Below are 17,359 nucleotides of genomic sequence, written 5' to 3' on the forward strand. Positions count from 1 at the left end.
GGTCAGGCGAGGAGGGAGAGGCGGTGGGCGGCGGCGGCCGCCTCGCCTCGGGTGGTGACGCCGAGTTTGGCCAGGATGTTCGACACGTGCACGCTGACCGTCTTGGCCGAGATGAACAGCTCGGCGGCGATGTCGCGGTTGGTGCGGCCCTGGGTGACCAGGCGCAGCACCTCCAGTTCGCGCGGCGTCAGCAGCTCGGACGGCTCCTGCGACTGCGGCGCGCCTGCGCCGACCCGGCGTGACAGGGTCTCGATGTCCTCGACGAGCGGGATGGCGCACAGGGCGCGGGCCAGGGGCAGGGCGACCTTGAGCAGGGCCGCGGCGCCCTCGCGGTCGCCGGTGCGGGCGGCGTCGGCGGCGGCCCGCAGCAGCGCCTTGGCCTGGTTGTGCGGGCGGTTGAGCCGCTCCCAGCCGGCCGCCGCGGCGTCGAAGTCCCCGCTGTACGACAGCCGGTACGCCTCCACCACCGGCCCGATGACCGAAAGCTCCGCGGCGACCTCGGCGGCCCGCGCCCGTACGGCGGCGGTGCGCCCGGGCTCGGCCGGTTCGGCGGCGTCGCAGACGGTGCGCAGCAGGGAGAGCAGCCGCCAGCCGAGCATGGCCTTGCTGGAGCGCGTGGGATGGGCGAGCACCTGCTCGGCCGTGGCCAGCGCCTGCGTCGGCTCGCCCCTGAGCAGGTGCCAGCCGATGCGCAGCCGCGCGTTGTTGGTGATGTCCTGGACGAAGTCCTCGGGGCGGTCCTTGAACACGCCGACCTCGGACAGGATGTTCTCGACCAGCTCCACCTCGCCGCGCCCGAGCGCGATGTCGGCGCGCACGCGCAGCAGCGCGTAGCGGGTGCGGAGCGCGGGGCCGTAGGCGAGGGCGGCCTCGACGATCTCGATGGCCTCGTCCCAGCGGCCGAGGGCCTCCAGGACCTCGGCCCAGTTGTTCATGATGAACAGGCCGCTGCCGCGCAGCCTGCCCCATTTCCTGGCGGTCTCCCAGCCCTGCTCGGCCAGGGCCAGGGCCTCCTCATGGCGGCCCATCTCGATGAGGGAGTCGATGTTGTTGCCGATGGCCCGCAGGATGATGCGGTGGGCCTGCTCCTCGCGGCCGATCTCCAGAGCCTGCTCGTTGAGCGTGATCACGGACTCGGTCTCGCCGTTGAGCGAGTGGCCGAGCGCGAGGTTCATCAGCAGGTCGCTCTCCAGGCAGCGGTCGCCGTGCCGCCTGGCCAGGCGCAGGCCCTCGGTGATCAGCTCGCTCGCCTCGGCGATCCGGCCGCGCAGCATGAGGTGGCGGCTGAGCTGGGTGACGACCTCGGCGCGTTCGAGGCTGTCCTGCGGGACGAGCCGGAGGGCGTCCCTGAGGTCCTCGATGACACCCATGTGGCCCTTGCCGCTCTTGAACGCGGCCCGCCGGACGATGAGCTGCGCCACGCGGGCGGGTTCGGCGGCCTCGTCAAGCTGCTTCAGCGCGGCCTTGACGAACTTCATGCCCTTGTCGACGTCGCCGCCGGCGTGCGCGGCCTCGGAGGCGCGTTCCAGGACGGCGGTGTGGTCGGCGCCGATGCGTTCGGCGGCGTCCGGGACCCGGTCCCACAGCATGAGCACGCGTTCGAGCAGCTGCACGGCCTCGGTGTAGGCGAACGCCTTGAACGACTTGCGCGCGGCCTCCCACGCCGAGATCAGCGCCCAGAGGTCGTTGCGGGCGCCGTACCAGTGGTGGGCCAGCTCGACGGCGGCGCGGCCGGGCGGGACGAGCGCGCGGTCCTTGGAGATCTCCTCGGCGTAGCGGGCGTGCAGGCGCTGGTGCTCGCCGGGCAGCAGCTCGTCGTGCACGGCCTCCTGGATGAGGGAGTGGCGGAAGACGTAGGCCCGGTTGTCGGCGACCTGGAGCACGTTGCCGGCGATGGCGGGGCGGAGCGCGGTCTCCAGCTCGACGTCGGACAGGCCGCTCACGGCGGCCAGCAGCGCGTGGCCGACCCTGATGCCGCCGGCCGCGGCGATGCGCAGCACGCGCTGGGTCTCCTCGGGCAGCCGTTCGACCGAGTTGAGTATGAGGTCCTGCATGGACTCGGGGAAGCCGCCGTCCTGGCCGCTGTCCAGCATGGCCTCGACGAACAGCGGGATGCCCTCGCTGCGTTCGTAGACCTTCTCGACCCTGGCGTACTCGGGGACGCGGCCGAGGATGGCGGTCATCTGCTGGGCGACCTCGTCGCGGGTCAGGCGGGGCAGGTCGAGCCGGTGCACGCCCTGCACCCGGCCGAGCTCGGCCAGCACGGGCCGGAGGGGGTGCTGGCGGTGCAGGTCGTCGCTGCGGTACGTCATGAGGATCAGCACCTGCGGGATGTGCAGGTTGCGGCTGAGGAAGGCGATGAGGTCGCGGCTGGAGCGGTCGGCCCAGTGGATGTCCTCGATGACGAGCACGGTGGGCCGGGCGTCGGCGAGCCGTTCCAGGAGGGTGAGGATCTGCTCGAACAGCCGGGCCCGGCCGGTGTCGGTCTCGCCGTCGCCGACCGGCTCGCCGAACTCGGGCAGCAGCCGGGCGAGGTCGCGCTCGGCACCCTCGGGCAGCAGCGCGGCTACGGCGGCGGGGCCCTGCTCCCGGACGAGCTGGCGCAGCGCGGCGGTGAAGGGCGCGTACGCGAGGCCCTCGGTGGACAGCTCGACGCACCCGCCGAGCAGCACCTGCGCGCCGTCGGCCGCGCAGCGCTCGGCGAAGCGCTGGACCAGCCTGGTCTTGCCGACGCCGGCCTCGCCGCCCAGCAGGACGGCCGTCACCTTGCCTTTGAGCGCGTCCTCGAAGCTCTCGGAGAGGGCCGCCAGCTCCTCTTCCCGCCCGACGAAGACGGGACTGACGCTTCGTCCCCGCATGTCATCCAGCATGTCATGCCTTATCAATGCTTTCGACGGATTTGTGAGCGTTAGGGAGGCATCGAGGCCCGGCCACGAGGGAGGTGGTGGCCGGGCTCTCGTGGGATGGTCATGACGTGCGGCGCTTGCCGAAGACCGAGCGGCGCCCGGCCTTGTTGACGCGCTCCGCCTCGCGTACGCGGCGGTGCTGGGCGGCGGCCCGGCGCAGCTCGTTCGCGTGGCTCTTCATGAGCTCGTACTCGATTTCGGGATTCATGCCCGTGTCTCCTGATATTTCGTGTGTCTTGCTGACATCTTCAAGAATCGGGCTAAGGTGCACCCCCGCACATCGGGTGGATGCCTTATCTCCAGGGCCCACGCGGGCAGGAGATACCTAGGGATGCCGCCGTTATGCCCTAGGCGATCGGTTTGGAGGTCGCGGGGCTGGTCGGCGATGCTGTGATGGTGTCAACTATGACGACTTCGCTCGCGGACGTCGCCGCGTCCGGCGCGACGCTGCGGGCCTTCCTGCACGGCCTGCCCGGCGTCGACCGGATCGGCGCCGACCAGCGGGCGGCCACGCTCGGCACCCGTTCGATCAAGACCTCAGCCAAGGCCACCGCCATCGACCTCGCCATCTCCATGGTCGACCTCACCACACTGGAAGGCGCCGACACGGCCGGCAAGGTGCGCGCGATGTGCACCAAGGCCGTGCACCCCGGCGGCGGCGCGCCCCGGGTGGCGGCCGTCTGCGTCTACCCCGACCTGGTCGCCGTGGCCGTCGAGGCGCTGCGCGGCTCGGGGGTGAAGGTGGCCTCGGTCGCCACCGCGTTCCCGAGCGGACGCACCTCGCTGGAGGTCAAGGTGACCGACACGGCGCTGGCCGTCGCCGCCGGCGCCGACGAGATCGACATGGTGATCGACCGCGGCGCGTTCCTGTCCGGCGACTACCTGAAGGTGTACGAGGAGATCGTCGCGGTCAAGGCCGCCTGCGGCCGGGCCCACCTCAAGGTCATCCTGGAGACCGGCGAGCTGTCCACCTACGACAACGTGCGGCGCGCGTCCTGGCTCGCGATGCTGGCGGGCGCCGACTTCATCAAGACCTCGACGGGCAAGGTCTCCCCGGCCGCCACGCTGCCGGTGACGCTGGTCATGCTGGAGGCGGTGCGCGACTTCCGCGACGCCACGGGGCGGCAGGTGGGCGTCAAGCCGGCCGGCGGCATCCGTACGACGAAAGACGCGATCAAGCACCTGGTGCTGGTCAACGAGACGGCCGGCGACGACTGGCTGACCCCCGAGTGGTTCAGGCTCGGCGCGTCCTCGCTGCTCAACGACCTGCTCATGCAGCGGCAGAAGCTCACCACCGGACGGTACGCCGGCCCCGACTACTTCACGTTGGACTGATGATGGCGATCTTCGAGTACGCACCCGCCCCCGAGTCCCGCGCCGTCGTCGACATCCAGCCGGCCTACGGCCTGTTCATCAACGGCGAGTTCACCGACGGCTCCGGCCCCACGTTCAAGACCGTCAACCCGGCGACCGAGGAGCCGCTGGCCGAGATCGCGACGGCCACGTCCGACGACGTGGACCGGGCGGTGCAGGCCGCGCGCAAGGCGTTCGGCGTGTGGAGCGCGCTGCCCGGCGCCGAACGGGCCAAATACCTGTTCCGCATCGCCCGCATCATCCAGGAGCGCGCCCGCGAGCTGGCCGTGCTGGAGTCGCTCGACAACGGCAAGCCCATCCGCGAGTCGCGCGACGTGGACCTGCCGCTGGTCGCCGCCCACTTCTTCTACTACGCGGGGTGGGCGGACAAGCTGGAGTACGCCGGGTTCGGCACCAAGCCCTTGGGCGTCGCCGGGCAGGTCATCCCGTGGAACTTCCCGCTGCTCATGCTGGCCTGGAAGATCGCCCCGGCGCTGGCCTGCGGCAACACGGTGGTGCTGAAGCCCGCCGAGACCACGCCGCTCAGCGCGCTCTGGTTCGCCGACATCTGCCGGCAGGCCGACCTGCCGCCCGGCGTGGTCAACATCGTCACCGGCGCGGGCGAGACCGGTGCGGCCGTCGTCGCGCACCCCGACGTCAACAAGGTGGCCTTCACCGGCTCCACCGAGGTCGGCCGGATCATCGCCCGCACGGTCGCGGGCACCGACAAGAAGCTGACGCTGGAGCTGGGCGGCAAGGCCGCCAACATCGTCTTCGAGGACGCCGCGATCGACCAGGCCGTCGAGGGCGTCGTCAACGGCATCTTCTTCAACCAGGGCCACGTCTGCTGCGCGGGCTCGCGCCTGCTGGTGCAGGAGTCGATCCACGACGAGCTGCTGGCCGCGCTCAAGCGCCGCATGGCGACGCTGCGGGTCGGCGACCCGCTGGACAAGAACACCGACGTCGGCGCGATCAACTCGGCCGCGCAGCTCGCCAGGATCCGCGAGCTGTCGGAGCTGGGCGAGGCCGAAGGGGCCGAGCGCTGGTCGGCGCCGTGCGAGCTGCCCGAGCGCGGCTTCTGGTTCGCGCCGACCGTCTTCACGGGGGTCGCGCAGTCGCACGCGATCGCCAGGGACGAGATCTTCGGCCCGGTGCTGTCCGTGCTGACCTTCCGCACCCCGGCCGAGGCCGTGGAGAAGGCCAACAACACCCCGTACGGGCTGTCGGCCGGCATCTGGACCGAGAAGGGCTCGCGCATCCTGTGGATGGCCGACCGGCTGCGCGCGGGCGTGGTCTGGGCCAACACCTTCAACAAGTTCGACCCGGCCTCGCCGTTCGGCGGCTACAAGGAGTCCGGTTACGGCCGTGAGGGCGGCCTGCTCGGGTTGGAGGCCTACCTTGACGTGTGAGCATCGCCGTCGAGGCCGCGCCGGGCGGCGGGCGCAGGCCACGCGCGGCCACGCCTTCGCCCGCGCCGGGCGGCCCGTCCGCACCGGCTGGTACGCCCACCGCTGCGGCGTGAGCCGGTGCGGCCAGGTCTTCGTGCCGGTCCAGATGTCGCAGGAGTCCACGTGGAGGGGGCGGGGCGATGAGTAGGTTGTCCGTCAGAAAGACCTACAAGCTCTACATCGGAGGGGCGTTCCCGCGCTCGGAGAGTGGGAGGTCCTACCCCGTGACCTCGGCCAAGGGCGACTTCCTCGCCAACGCCTCGCTGGCCTCGCGCAAGGACGCCCGCGACGCGGTGGTGGCCGCGCGCAAGGCGTTCCCCGGCTGGTCCGGCGCGACCGCCTACAACCGGGGGCAGATCCTCTACCGGGTCGCCGAGATGCTGGAGGGGCGGCGCGCGCAGTTCGCCGACGAGCACGGCGGCGGCAGGCGGGCGGCCCTGGAGTCCGTCGACGCGGCCGTGGACCGGCTGGTCTGGTACGCGGGCTGGTCCGACAAGATCGCCTCGGTGCGCGGGGCGGCGAACCCGGTCGCCGGCCCCTACTTCAACCTGTCGGCGCCCGAGCCGACGGGCGTGGTCGCGGTGGTCGCGCCCGCCGATCCGCTGCTCGGGCTGGTGTCCGTGGTCGCGCCGGTGATCGTGACCGGCAACACCTGCGTGGTGGTGGCCTCGGAGCCGTCGCCGCTGGCCGCGATCACCCTGGCGGAGGTGCTGGCCACCTCCGACCTGCCGGGCGGCGTGGTCAACCTGCTCACCGGCAGGCAGGCGGAGCTCGCGCCCTGGCTGGCGGCCCACATGGACGTCAACGGGCTCGACCTCACCGGGGTCACGGACGCCGACCTGGCGCTGCGCTGCGAGCAGGAGGCGGCGGAGAACCTCAAGCGGGTCCTGCGGCCGGTCCAGGAGGACTGGACGGCCGATCCCGGCGTCGGGCGCATGACCAGGTTCCTGGAGACGAAGACGGTCTGGCACCCCAAGGGCGTCTGACAACCGGGCCGACGGGCCACGCCGGGTCGGCGCGGGTCCGGCGGGGTCCGGGGTGCCTCAGGCGTAGCCGGGCGGGCGTACGAGAGGGTGCGCGGCCTGGAGCTGGGCGGCGAGGCCGAGCAGGTGCGGCTCGCCGCCCGGCGGGGCGACGAGCTGCACGCCGATCGGCAGCCCGCCGCTGTGCGTGGCGACCGGCACGGTGAGCGCGGGCCAGCCGCACATGTTCCAGGGCCCGGCCCCCGGGGCGAAGCGGACGTTCAGCAGCAGGTTCCGCAGCAGCCCGCGCTCGCCCCACCGCTCGGCCCGGGGCGGCAGGGTCGCCAGCACCGGCATGACCAGCGCGTCGGCGTTGTCGAACCACTGATCGGCCCCGTAGGCGCGCCAGCGCTCGCGGCCCCGCCTGCCGTCCGCGCGCACGGCGGCGAGGGCCCGGCCGGCGCGGGCCAGCGACCGGGTGCGCCGCTCCAGCCTGTCGCCGTCCAGTCCCTCGGCAGTCCCAGTGGCCTGGCGGAGCCAGGTGGCCACCGTGGCGGGGCCGAGCCAGGCGGGCAGCCTGCGGGTGTGCTCGACCACGGTGTGCCCGGCCACGCGCAGGGTCTCCGCCGCCGCGCGCACCGCCGCCTGGAACTCCCTGTCCACCGGCAGGCCGACCGGCAGCGGCTGCGGGGCGTAGGCCACCCGCAGGTCGAACGGTTCCGGCCCTGGGGGCGGCGGCTGCGGCTGCCACACCTCGGCGTCGTCGGCCCACACCGAGCGCAGCATCGGCGGGGCCGGGTCCGTACGCCGGCCGGTCCGCCACGCCTCGGCCAGCGACGGGTCGGCGGCCAGCACCGACAGGGCGAGCGCCAGGTCCTGGGCGGTCGCGGCGATCGGGCCGTTCTCGGTCAGGCCGTCCCAGTCCGGCGACGGCGCGGGCACCAGTCCGGCGCCGGGCTTGACGGCCAGCACGCCGCAGGCCGCTCCGGGGATGCGCAGGGAGCCGAGGCCGTCGTTGCCGAGCGCGAGCGGCACCATGCCGGCCGCCACGGCGGCCGCGCCGCCCGAGGACGAGCCGCCCGCGGTGCGCTCGCGGTTCCACGGGTTGCGGACGATGCCGTACGCGCTGTCGCCGACCGCCACCAGCCCCAGCTCCGGCAGGTTGGTCAGCCCGATGACCAGCGCGCCGGCCGCGCGCAGCCGGGCGACCGTCTCGTGGTCCCGGGGCGCGGGGGTGGCCGGGCTCGCCGCGGAGCCGTGCCGGGTGGGCTCGCCGGCGACCTCCAGGTTGTCCTTGACGGCGACCGGTACCCCGGCGAGCGGCAGCTCGGCCAGGTCGCGCCGCTTGCGCAGGGCCTGCGCCTCCTCGACGACCTGCTCGCGGACCAGCCGGAACGCGCCGATCCCCGGCTCCCGCTCGGCGATGACGTGCAGATGTTCCTCGACGACGGTGACGGCGCTGACCTCTCCCTGCCGGACGGCCGTCGCGATCTCGATGGCGGACCTGCCTGCCCACAACATGTCTAGAGTGTGCAGGTTTTCACTCTTTGTTGCGAGTTGTTGCGCGAGATGGCCCCCAGATAGCAACCGTTAGGATCCGAACATGTGATCCGCACCTCACTCGCCACCGGCCAGCGCTCCCTCGGCGACCGCGCCACCGCCTACCCGCTGTTCCCGCCCCTGACCCGCGGCTGCCCCGCCACCAGCACCGGCGAACTCGCCTACCCCCTTGAGGTCGTCTACGACTACGACCGCGTCGACCGCCGCCTGTTCGACCAGGAGCCCGGCCCCGACCTCGCGCGCTGGGCGCCGCTGCTGCCGCCGCTCGCCGCGCCCACCCTGGGCGAGGGCGGCACCCCGCTGGTGGAGCTGGAGGGCGTCTTCGTCAAGGACGAGTCCCGCAACCCGACCTGGTCGCACAAGGACCGGCTCAACCGGGTCGCGGTGAGCGCCGCCGTCGCGGCCGGCGCTCCCGGCGTCGTCGTCGCCTCCTCGGGCAACCACGGGGCCTCGGCCGCCGCCTACGCCGCCCGCGCCGGGCTGCCCGCGATCGTGCTCACCTCGGCCGACTCGCCGCCGGCCGTGCAGGCGTTCGCCCGCGCGTACGGCGCCCGCGTCCTGTCCGTGCCGGCCGAACGGCGCTGGCCGCTGCTCCGCGAGATCGTGGACCGGCTCGGCTACCACCCGGTCAGCAACCAGACCGTCACCCACACCGGGCACCCGTTCGGTCCCGAAGGCTACAAGACCATCGCCTACGAGCTGTTCCTGCAGCTCGGCGCGGTGCCCGCGGCGGTGTTCGCGCCCACGGGCTACGCCGAGCTGCTGTTCGGGATCTGGAAGGGCTTCACCGAGCTGCGGCTGCTCGGGCTGACCGGATCGACGCCCCGCATGTACGCCTGCGAGAGCGCGGCCGGCAGCCCGCACGCGCACGCCCTCGACACCGGCGCGCCCGCCGCGATCGTCGAGGCCGGGCCGAGCGCGGCGTACGGCATCGCGGGCGGGGTCGGCGGCCACCGGGGCGTGCTGGCCGTGCGGGAGAGCGGCGGCGAGGCGGTCAGGGTGAGCGACCAGGAGCTGCGGGCGGCCCAGGACGCCCTCGCCGGGCACGGGCTGTGGCAGGAGCTGTCGGGGGCGGCGGGGCTGGCCGCGTACCGGAGGCTGGGGCGCGCGTTCGACGGGCCGGTGGTGTGCGTCGCGACCTCCAGCGGGTTCAAGGACGTCGGCGTCGGCACGCGGACCTTCCCCGTGACCGAGAACCCCACGCTGGAGGACCTGCGTTAGCCCTTCAGCCAGACGCGCAGCGGGCCCGTGGCGCGGAAGCCGTGGTACAGCGCGGCGGACGGGTCCTGCTCGTAGCCGACGAGCGGGCGGCCGGGGAAGCGGGCGGCGGCCGCCGCGACGACGCCGGCCCAGGCGATGTCCTCGTCGCAGCCGGCGGCGAACACGTTGGAGACGCCGACGACCCGCTCGCGCGGCGTGAGCACGCAGCCGCAGACCAGCTCGCCGTCGATCCGGCCGCACAGCACGCTCACCTCGGCGAGCAGCGCGGCCGGGAACAGCCCGCTCACCTCGCCGTCGAAGCACGCCCGCTCCCACGCGGGCAGCGTGCCGGGCGTGGCCTCCTCCCACACGATCGGGGACGGGCGCGTCGCCGGCGCGGGGTGGTGGATCCACTGCGCCTCGAACAGCACGTCGAAGCCCGGCAGGTCGAGCGTGGCGAAGCTGTCCTTGACGCTCGCGCCGGGGCCCGCGTCGATGCCGCCGAGCACGTCGGCGGCGGTCGCGGCGGGGGAGAGCGTCACCGCGTCGGGATAGTAGAGCGGCGTCCTGACGGGGCTGGTCCAGGCCCGTTCGGTGAAGACGCCGCCGGAGTCGTGGGCGCGGCACATGGTGTCGCACCACTCGGCGTTGTCGCGGGCGGCCAGCTCGGCGAAGGTCATGAACGGGTCCTCGGGTTCGTCCGTCGGGTGGGCGGCGCGGTGAGCGGGTCCTCCGGCCAGGGATGTTTCGGATAACGGCCACGCAGCTCCGCGCGTACGGCACCGTACCCTTTCGCCCAGAACGAGGCGAGATCGGCCGTCACCGCGACCGGCCGGCCCGCCGGGGACAGCAGGTGCACCAGCACCGGCACGCCCGAGATCCGCGGCGTCTCCCGCAGGCCGAACAGCTCCTGCAGCTTCACCGCCAGCACCGGCTGATCCCCCGAGTAGTCGACGCGCACGTGCGACCCGCTCGGCACCTCGACGCGCTCGGGCGCGGCCTGCTCCAGGCGCTCGCTCCACGGGACCAACCGGCGCAGGGCCTGGGCCACGTCGACCCGCTCCAGGTCGGCGCGGCGGCGGGCGCGCGACAGCTCGGGCTCCAGCCACCGGTCGGCGAGCGCCACGAGGTCGTCCACGGGCGGCCAGGGGTCGCCGAGCGCCCGGTGGCAGAAGGCCAGCCGGTCGCGCAGCTCCCTCGCCTGCCTGGTCCAGGTCAGCACGTCCTCGGTGCGCAGGCCGTACAGGAGGGCGGGGCGGACGTCGGCGTCCTCGATCGGGGTCGCGGACAGCTCGATCGCGCCCAGGCGCTCGACGGTGCGGGCCACGACGTCGCCGCGCCGCCCGCCGGGCGGCACCCGCCACTCGACCTCGTCCTCGTACGTGACCGGGTGCGCGAGCCTGGCGATCTCCTCGTCGATGGCGACCGCCTGGCGGACCCGGGCCGAGGCCGCGCCCGTGGGGCGGTCGGCCACGGCCACGGCGAGCCACGGCGCGCTCAGGAGACGGGAGCCGTCGGCGAGCAGGGCCTGCGTGCCCGAGGCCATCAGATAACCGCCGCCGCGCCGCCGCGCCACCCGCTCGGGGAACGCCAGCGCCACGACCAGCCCGGCCACGGCGTCATCGGACACGGCAGCGGACGCCGCCCCGGACACCGCACCGGTCGCTGAACCGGAAGCGTCGGACGCCTCCGGTCGGGGGGTGGCGGTGCGGCGGAGCCGGCGGGTTTCCTGGCGCCAGCGGGCGGCGAAGCCGGTGCCGCCGCGCCGCGCCGCGCGCCAGACCTCCACGAGGTCGTCACCGGCGTCCCTCGGCAGCTGCTCGGAGAGCAGGGCCACCACCTCGGCGGCGCGCGGCCCGCCGTCGAGCAGCGCGCGGGCCAGCCGCGGGTGGACGCCCGCGAGCGCCATCCGCCGCCCCCGCCCGGTCACCCTGCCGCCGGCGTCGAGCGCGCCGAGGGCGCCGAGCGTGCGGGCGGCGGCCGACATGGCGGCCAGGGGCGGCGGGTCGAGCAGCGCCAGGCCGCTCGCGTCCGGGTCGCCCCAGCAGGCCGCCTGCAGCGCGAAGCCGGTCAGGTCGGCGAGCGCGATCTCCGGCCGCGGCTGCTCGGCCAGCCGCTCGTGCTCGGCCTCCGTCCAGCAGCGGTAGACGGCTCCTGGGGCCTCGCGGCCCGCCCGGCCGGCGCGCTGCCCGGCCGCCGCCTTCGACACGCGTACGGTGGTCAGCGAGCCGAGGCCGCGCGCGTGGTCGGTGCGCGGTTCCCGCGCCAGCCCCGAGTCCACGACCGCCCGCACCCCGGGGACGGTCAGGCTCGACTCGGCCACGGACGTGGCGAGCACCACGCGGCGGGCCGCGCCGGCGGCGAGGACGGCGTCCTGCACGTGGGCGGGAGCCTGGCCGTGCACCTGGAGCACGTCCACGTCCAGGCCCGCGAGCAGCCCGGCGACCCTGGCGATCTCGCCGACGCCCGGCAGGAAGCACAGCACGTCGCCGTCGCGCTCGGCGAGCGCCCGCCTGACCACGCCGGCGACGTGCGCGAGCAGGGCGGGATCGACGCGCAGGCCGTGCGGCGGCGCGACCGGGCGCGGCGGCGGCGCCCAGACGGTCTCGACCGGGTGCGCCACGCCGCTCGCCGCCACCACGGGGCCGCCGAGCAGGCCGGACCAGCGTCCGGCGTCGGCGGTGGCCGAGGCCGCGACGAGCCGCAGGTCGGGGCGGAGCGTGGCGCGCACGTCCAGCAGGAACGCGAGCGCGGTGTCGGCGTCGAGGTGCCGCTCGTGGCATTCGTCCAGGATGACCGTGTCGATCCCGGCGAGTTCCTGGTCCCGCTGGAGGCGCTGGAGCAGCACGCCGGTGGTGACGACCTCGACCCTCGGGTCGGCCCCGGTGTGGCGCTCGCCGCGGATGGTGTAGCTGACGCCCATGCGCCGGGCGGCGGCGCGCACCGCGAGCCGGCGCGGCTCGGCCACCAGCACCCGCATCCCGGCCTCGGCCAGGGCGAGCGGGACGACGGTGGTCTTGCCGGTGCCGGGCGGGGCGGTCAGCACGGCCGTCCCTGACCGGTCGAGGGCGTCCAGCAGGCCGGGCAGGACGTGCCGGATGGGCAGGGTGTCGGCGGGCGGCGGCGCGTCGGAGGGCACGGCGGGCACGGCGGTCACGGGCGGGCCGCGCCCAGCACGGAGTTGAGCACCGAGTCGAGCAGGCCGGGGAAGCGGCGGTCGAGGTCGTCGCGGCGCAGGCTCATGTACTTCAGCCTGCCCACCTGCTTGGTGAGCACCACGCCCGCCTCGCGCAGCATGCGGTAGTGGTGCGAGGCCGTGGACTTGTGGACGCCGAGGTCGTCGCCCGCCACGGTGCAGGTCATCTCGCCCGCCACCGCGAGCCGGGCGACGATCTCCAGCCGGACGGGGTCGGACAGCGCCCGCAGGACCTCGGTGAGCTCGATGTTCTCGGTGGCGGGGTGAGGCAGCAGGCGCATGGCTGGAACCCTACCTCCGTCCAATGGTTTGACAACAATCCAACTATACGTCAGTTTGATGAGCGTCCAACTGTGTGTCCCTGGAGGCTTCTTTGAGCGCGCGGCTCTACCCCCTGGCCGTCGGGAACTTCGCCCTCGGCACCGGCATGTTCGTCACCGCCGGGCTGCTCCCGCCCATCTCGGCCGACCTCGGCGTCTCGCGCTCGGCCGCGGGGCAGCTCATGACGGTGTTCGCCCTGGCGTACGCGGTGCTCTCGCCCCTGCTGGCCGCGCTGACGTCCCGGATGCCGCGCAAACGGCTGCTGCTGCTCGCCATGGGCGTCTTCGTGGCGGGGAACGTGCTGACCGCGCTCGCGCCGACGTACCCGCTGGTGCTGGCCACGCGGGTGCTCGCGGCGGCGGGCGCGGCCGTGTTCACCCCGACCGCGTCCGGCGTGGCCAACGCGCTGAGCGCGCCCGCGCGGCGCGGGCGGGCGCTCGCGCTGGTGATGGGCGGGCTGAGCGTGTCCTCGGCGATCGGCGTGCCGCTCGGCACTTGGCTGGGCGGCGAGGCCGGCTGGCGGGCCACGATCTGGATGGTGACCGGGCTCGGCGTGCTGGGCCTGGCCTGGGTGGCCGCCGTGGTGCCCGAGGTCAGGATGCCCGCGTCCGGGCGGCTGCGCGAGCGCTTCGCGCCGCTGGCCGAACGGCCGGTGCTGGCGGTCCTGGCGACGCAGCTGCTGGTGTTCGCGGCCGGGTTCACCGCCTACACCTACATCGGGTCGCTGTTCGACCTGCCGCTGACGGCCGTGCTCTGGGCGTGGGGGCTCGGCGGCGTCGCCGGCAACCAGCTCGGCGGCCGGCTCACCGACCTGTACGGCCCCCGCCGGATGATCATCATCGGCCTGGCCGCGTCCACCGTCTTCCTGGCCCTCATCCCGGTCGCCAACCTCGCCCTGCCCGTCGCGCTGGTGTGGGCGTTCCTGTGGGGCGTGCTCGGCTGGCTGATTGCCCCCGCGCAGCAGTTCAGGACCGTGGCGGCGGTGCCGGACAACGTGCCGATCGGGCTCGGGCTGCTGTCGTCGGCGCAGTACCTCGGGCTGTTCGTGGCGGGGCTGGCGGGCGGCGCGGCACTCGACTGGTTCGGCAGGACCGGGGTGACGGCGCTCGCCACCGCGTTCGGGCTGACGGCCCTGGTGGTCACGCTGGTCACGTACCGGCCGGCGCGGGCGCCGGTCCCCGCGCGGGTGCCGGCCGCCTGACCCGCCGGGCGATCTTCTCCCTCCGGCAGCGGACGGGGGATCGTCCGGCAGGTGGACGACCGCCCGCGGGAGCGGCGCCTACCGTTCGCGGCATGTTGAAGAACCAGGTGACCTTCCGCCGCGTCACGGCAGGCGTCCTGCTGATCGTGGCCCCGCTGCTCCAGGCCGTCGCCGTCGTCGTCGACCCGGGAACCTGGGGCGACGACCGCGAGGCGGTCAGCTTCGGCGACAACCCCGTGCTCGCGCAGGTCCAGTCCGCCCTCTACCACTGGTCGTGGATGCTCATGGCGGTCGCCGTGCTCGGGCTCGTGCACTTCACCCGGCGCCGGGCCAGCGTGCTCGGGCACGTCAGCGGCGGCCTGACGATCCTCGGCTACCTCGCGCTGTCGGCGCTGCTCATGATCGACCCCGTCGAGTGGTACCTCGGGCAGCGCAACTCCCCCGAGCAGGCGCAGAAGATCCTCGACGAGATGCTGAACCTGCCCGGCGTCATCTTCGGCTTCCAGCTGCCGTGGATGTTCTTCGGCCTGCTCGGCCTGCCGGTGGTGCTGCTCGCGGTGTGGCGGGCCGGCGCCGTGCACTGGTGGGTGCCGCTGGTCGTGGGCGTCGGCTACGTCGGCTCCTTCGCCGTGGAGTACGGCCCGCTCACGGTGCCGTTCTGGGTGGCGCCCGCCGTGGCGCTCGGCTGGGTGGGCGTGAAGGTGCTGCGGATGGGGGACGCAGCCTGGGCGGCCTACTACCCGGCGCCCGTGCCCGCCGTGACCGAGGGCGCGCCGGCCTGAGGGTCGAGCCAGCCCATGCTGATCGCGAAGAGGATGAAGAGCCCCAGGAGGATCCGGTAGACCACGAAACCGGTGAACCTGTGCGTGCTGATGTAGCGCAGGAACCAGGCCACCGCCGCGTAGCCGACGGCGAACGAGATGACGGTGGCGAGGATGGTCGGCCCCCACTCGGGGGCCGGCCCTTCGCCGATGTCCTTCAGCTCGAACAGCCCTGACGCCAGCACCGCGGGGATGGCCAGCAGGAACGAGTACTTGGCGGCGTCCTCGCGGCGGTAGTCGAGCAGCAGGCCCGCGGTGACGGTGCCGCCCGAGCGGGACACGCCGGGGATGAGCGCCAGCGCCTGGGCGAAGCCGTAGACGACGGCGTGGGTGAAGCTGAGGTGGCGCTCCAGCGTCAGCTTGTTGCGGGCCGTGTGGTCGGCGAACCACAGGATGACCGCGAAGACGATCAGCGTGGTGCTGACCAGCCGCAGGTCGCGGAAGACCGTCTCGATCTGGTCCTTCAGCAGCAGGCCGAGGATGGCGATGGGCAGGGTGCCGACGATGACGTACCAGCCCATGCGGGCCGCCCAGTGGCCGCGCAGCTCCTTGTCGAACAAGGATCGCGTCCAGGTGGAGATGATCTCCCAGATCTCCTTGCGGAAGTAGATGAGCACCGCGGTCTCGGTGCCGAGCTGGATGACCGCGGTGAACGCCGCGCCGGGATCGGGCCAGCCGGCGAAGGCGGACACCACGCGGATGTGGGCGCTGGAGGAGATCGGCAGGAACTCCGTGAGCCCCTGGACCAACCCCAAGATCACCGCTTCCAGCCAGCCGATCACGTGGACACCTTCCCGGACGCGCGAAGTGACGAAGCGAGGGTAGCGGAACTCCGGCCCCGGCAAGCGCGGTCCTGCAGGCGAGACGCTTCCTGGTTGAGCGGGGGCCTCGGCATATGCGATCGTCTCACTCATGGATCAGCTCGCGGCGCTGCTGGACGGCCCCCGGGCCCGTGGCGCCTTCCTGCTGCGCTGCGTCCTCGACCCGCCGTGGTCGATCCGGGTGCAGGACGAGGCCCCGCTGTCGGTGACCGCGCTGGTGCGCGGCGAGGCGTGGGTGCTGCTCGACGGCGCCGAGCCGGTACGCCTCGGGCCGGGAGAGGTGGCGATCAACCGGGGGCCGGAGCCGTACGTGGTGGCGGACCGGCCCGGCACCGCGCCGCAGATCGTCATCCACCCCGGCCAGCGCTGCACCACGCTCGACGGCAGCACCCTCCACCAGGCCATGGACCTGGGGGTGCGGACATGGGGCAACGCCGCCGACGGCGGGACCGTGATGCTGACCGGCACGTACACGATGGAGGGCGAGGTCAGCAGGCGGCTGCTGGAGGCGCTGCCGCCGCTCGTCGTCCAGCCGGGCGGCCCGGTCATCACGCTGCTCGGCGCTGAGATCGTCAAGGACGAGCCGGGCCAGGAGGCGTTCCTGGACCGGCTGCTCGACCTGTTGCTCATCGCCGTGCTGCGCCGCTACTTCGCCACCCACGAGGCGCCCGCGTGGTACCGAGCGATGGGCGACCCGGTCGTGGGAAGGGCCCTGCGCATGCTGCACAACAACCCCGCACACCCGTGGACGGTCGCCGCGCTGGCCGCCCAGGTCGGCGTCTCGCGGGCGTCGCTGGCCCGGCGCTTCACCGAGCTGGTGGGGGAGCCGCCGATGGCCTTCCTGACCGGCTGGCGGCTGGCGCTCGCCGCCGACCTGCTGCGCGAGCCCGGCGCCACGATCGGGGCGGTGGCCCGCAAGGTCGGCTACGGCAGCCCGTTCGCGCTGAGCGCCGCGTTCAAGCGCGTACGCGGCGTGAGCCCCCAGGAGTTCCGGCGGCAGCCGGCCGGAGCCGTCGAGTGAGACCGCTGCTGCTGCTCGACGTGGACGGCGTGCTCAACCCGATCGGCCGCCCGCACCCCGGCTACCGGCGTTACCGCTGCGTCGTCGAGGGCGAGACGTACGTCGTGCACCTCGACCCCGGGCACGGCCGCCGGCTGCTCGACCTGGCCGAGGGGACCGGGGCGGAGCTGGTGTGGGCGACGACGTGGGAGCACCACGCGAACGAGTGGATCGCGCCGCGTATCGGCCTGCCCTCGCTGCCCGTCGTCACGGTGAACACCGGCACGGCGCCGGTGAGCGAGCGCGGCGAGATGTTCAAGACCCCGGCGGTGGCGGCGTACGCGGGGCGGCGGCCGTTCGTCTGGTTCGACGACCAGGTGTGGGCGGAGGACGAGGAGTATCTCAGGGTCCATCAGGGTGTCGGCGATTTCCTGCTCGTCCAGGTGGCTCCCAAGGGCGGACTGACCAGCGATCATCTGGGCATGGCAAGGGAGTGGCTGACCCTCACAGGGTTTTCTCAGGGTCCCTGACGGGAGTCCTGGAGGGGGTCCCGTCCGTTGACCCAGTAGG

The 17,359-nt window shown here is 73.8% G+C and carries 16 protein-coding genes; 9 read left to right on the forward strand and 7 right to left on the reverse strand.

Annotated features, from left to right (window positions below; translation table 11 throughout):
* Positions 1–2: 2 nt before the first annotated feature.
* The gene (locus Nocox_RS43615) at positions 3–2,858 is read right to left on the reverse strand and encodes an ATP-binding protein (protein ID WP_281426316.1); all 2,856 of its coding nucleotides are present in this window, start codon (positions 2,856–2,858) and stop codon (positions 3–5) included.
* Between the two features lie 109 nt (positions 2,859–2,967).
* Positions 2,968–3,114 (reverse strand): hypothetical protein, encoded by a 147-nt coding sequence (locus Nocox_RS03025; protein ID WP_020543393.1) that lies wholly within the window; start codon positions 3,112–3,114, stop codon positions 2,968–2,970.
* A 197-nt stretch (positions 3,115–3,311) separates the two neighbouring features.
* On the opposite strand from Nocox_RS03025, the gene deoC reads away from it, so the two are divergent.
* From deoC to Nocox_RS03045, 4 genes are read left to right on the forward strand one after another with little or no spacing between them, the layout of a single operon-like run.
* Positions 3,312–4,241: a deoxyribose-phosphate aldolase gene (deoC, locus tag Nocox_RS03030; protein WP_020543394.1), complete on the forward strand. Its 930-nt coding sequence runs from the start codon at positions 3,312–3,314 to the stop codon at positions 4,239–4,241.
* Positions 4,241–5,668: an aldehyde dehydrogenase family protein gene (locus tag Nocox_RS03035; protein WP_020543395.1), complete on the forward strand. Its 1,428-nt coding sequence runs from the start codon at positions 4,241–4,243 to the stop codon at positions 5,666–5,668. Before deoC ends, Nocox_RS03035 begins: the two co-directional genes overlap by 1 nt.
* Positions 5,658–5,855, forward strand: a complete 198-nt coding sequence (locus tag Nocox_RS03040; protein WP_157383074.1) for a hypothetical protein — start codon at positions 5,658–5,660, stop codon at positions 5,853–5,855. The genes Nocox_RS03035 and Nocox_RS03040 overlap by 11 nt, the downstream gene beginning before the upstream one ends.
* The gene (locus Nocox_RS03045) at positions 5,848–6,693 is read left to right on the forward strand and encodes an aldehyde dehydrogenase family protein (protein WP_026214376.1); all 846 of its coding nucleotides are present in this window, start codon (positions 5,848–5,850) and stop codon (positions 6,691–6,693) included. Before Nocox_RS03040 ends, Nocox_RS03045 begins: the two co-directional genes overlap by 8 nt.
* 57 nt (positions 6,694–6,750) lie before the next feature.
* Here Nocox_RS03045 and Nocox_RS03050 read toward each other — a convergent pair whose 3' ends face one another.
* A complete protein-coding gene (locus tag Nocox_RS03050) occupies positions 6,751–8,190 on the reverse strand; it encodes an amidase (protein ID WP_020543397.1) in 1,440 nt (479 codons plus the stop codon).
* Positions 8,191–8,274: 84 nt separating this feature from the next.
* Here Nocox_RS03050 and Nocox_RS03055 point away from each other — a divergent pair, with 84 nt between their 5' ends.
* A complete protein-coding gene (locus Nocox_RS03055; protein ID WP_020543398.1) occupies positions 8,275–9,450 on the forward strand; it encodes a threonine synthase in 1,176 nt (391 codons plus the stop codon).
* Here Nocox_RS03055 and Nocox_RS03060 read toward each other — a convergent pair.
* From Nocox_RS03060 to Nocox_RS03070, 3 genes are read right to left on the reverse strand one after another with little or no spacing between them, the layout of a single operon-like run.
* Positions 9,447–10,109, reverse strand: coding sequence for a hypothetical protein (locus Nocox_RS03060; RefSeq protein WP_020543399.1), 663 nt, complete (start codon positions 10,107–10,109; stop codon positions 9,447–9,449). The genes Nocox_RS03055 and Nocox_RS03060 overlap by 4 nt on opposite strands.
* Complete coding sequence (hrpB, locus tag Nocox_RS03065; protein ID WP_246649735.1) at positions 10,106–12,586, reverse strand: ATP-dependent helicase HrpB; 2,481 nt, start codon at positions 12,584–12,586, stop codon at positions 10,106–10,108. Before hrpB ends, Nocox_RS03060 begins: the two co-directional genes overlap by 4 nt.
* Positions 12,583–12,906, reverse strand: a complete 324-nt coding sequence (locus Nocox_RS03070; protein WP_020543401.1) for an ArsR/SmtB family transcription factor — start codon at positions 12,904–12,906, stop codon at positions 12,583–12,585. The genes hrpB and Nocox_RS03070 overlap by 4 nt, the downstream gene beginning before the upstream one ends.
* A gap of 92 nt (positions 12,907–12,998) precedes the next feature.
* Here Nocox_RS03070 and Nocox_RS03075 point away from each other — a divergent pair, with 92 nt between their 5' ends.
* On the forward strand, positions 12,999–14,147 hold the full coding sequence (locus Nocox_RS03075) for an MFS transporter (RefSeq protein ID WP_020543402.1): 1,149 nt from the start codon (positions 12,999–13,001) through the stop codon (positions 14,145–14,147).
* Between the two features lie 92 nt (positions 14,148–14,239).
* Positions 14,240–14,929, forward strand: coding sequence for a hypothetical protein (locus tag Nocox_RS03080; RefSeq protein WP_020543403.1), 690 nt, complete (start codon positions 14,240–14,242; stop codon positions 14,927–14,929).
* Here the strand turns inward: Nocox_RS03080 and Nocox_RS03085 are convergent.
* Entirely contained in the window at positions 14,884–15,750 is an 867-nt protein-coding gene (locus Nocox_RS03085) for an undecaprenyl-diphosphate phosphatase (RefSeq protein WP_020543404.1), read from the reverse strand. The two genes, Nocox_RS03080 and Nocox_RS03085, sit on opposite strands and share 46 nt — an antisense overlap.
* A 130-nt stretch (positions 15,751–15,880) precedes the next feature.
* Here Nocox_RS03085 and Nocox_RS03090 point away from each other — a divergent pair, with 130 nt between their 5' ends.
* On the forward strand, positions 15,881–16,810 hold the full coding sequence (locus Nocox_RS03090; RefSeq protein ID WP_020543405.1) for an AraC family transcriptional regulator: 930 nt from the start codon (positions 15,881–15,883) through the stop codon (positions 16,808–16,810).
* The gene (locus tag Nocox_RS03095) at positions 16,807–17,319 is read left to right on the forward strand and encodes an HAD domain-containing protein (RefSeq protein ID WP_020543406.1); all 513 of its coding nucleotides are present in this window, start codon (positions 16,807–16,809) and stop codon (positions 17,317–17,319) included. Before Nocox_RS03090 ends, Nocox_RS03095 begins: the two co-directional genes overlap by 4 nt.
* Positions 17,320–17,359 lie beyond the last annotated feature (40 nt).

This window comes from Nonomuraea coxensis DSM 45129 (genome assembly GCF_019397265.1).
GTDB classification, from domain to species: domain Bacteria; phylum Actinomycetota; class Actinomycetes; order Streptosporangiales; family Streptosporangiaceae; genus Nonomuraea; species Nonomuraea coxensis.

Excerpts from the sequence above, each read along its gene's own strand:
- Nocox_RS03045 (WP_026214376.1), top strand. The coding sequence starts at position 5,848 with ATGAGTAGGTTGTCCGTCAGAAAGACCTACAAGCTCTACATCGGAGGG.
- Nocox_RS03050 (WP_020543397.1), bottom strand. The coding sequence starts at position 8,190 with ATGTTGTGGGCAGGCAGGTCCGCCATCGAGATCGCGACGGCCGTCCGG.
- Nocox_RS03070 (WP_020543401.1), bottom strand. The coding sequence starts at position 12,906 with ATGCGCCTGCTGCCTCACCCCGCCACCGAGAACATCGAGCTCACCGAG.
- Nocox_RS03060 (WP_020543399.1), bottom strand. The coding sequence starts at position 10,109 with ATGACCTTCGCCGAGCTGGCCGCCCGCGACAACGCCGAGTGGTGCGAC.
- Nocox_RS03025 (WP_020543393.1), bottom strand. The coding sequence starts at position 3,114 with ATGAATCCCGAAATCGAGTACGAGCTCATGAAGAGCCACGCGAACGAG.
- deoC (WP_020543394.1), top strand. The coding sequence starts at position 3,312 with ATGACGACTTCGCTCGCGGACGTCGCCGCGTCCGGCGCGACGCTGCGG.
- Nocox_RS03035 (WP_020543395.1), top strand. The coding sequence starts at position 4,241 with ATGATGGCGATCTTCGAGTACGCACCCGCCCCCGAGTCCCGCGCCGTC.
- Nocox_RS03080 (WP_020543403.1), top strand. The coding sequence starts at position 14,240 with ATGTTGAAGAACCAGGTGACCTTCCGCCGCGTCACGGCAGGCGTCCTG.
- Nocox_RS43615 (WP_281426316.1), bottom strand. The coding sequence starts at position 2,858 with ATGCGGGGACGAAGCGTCAGTCCCGTCTTCGTCGGGCGGGAAGAGGAG.
- Nocox_RS03090 (WP_020543405.1), top strand. The coding sequence starts at position 15,881 with ATGGATCAGCTCGCGGCGCTGCTGGACGGCCCCCGGGCCCGTGGCGCC.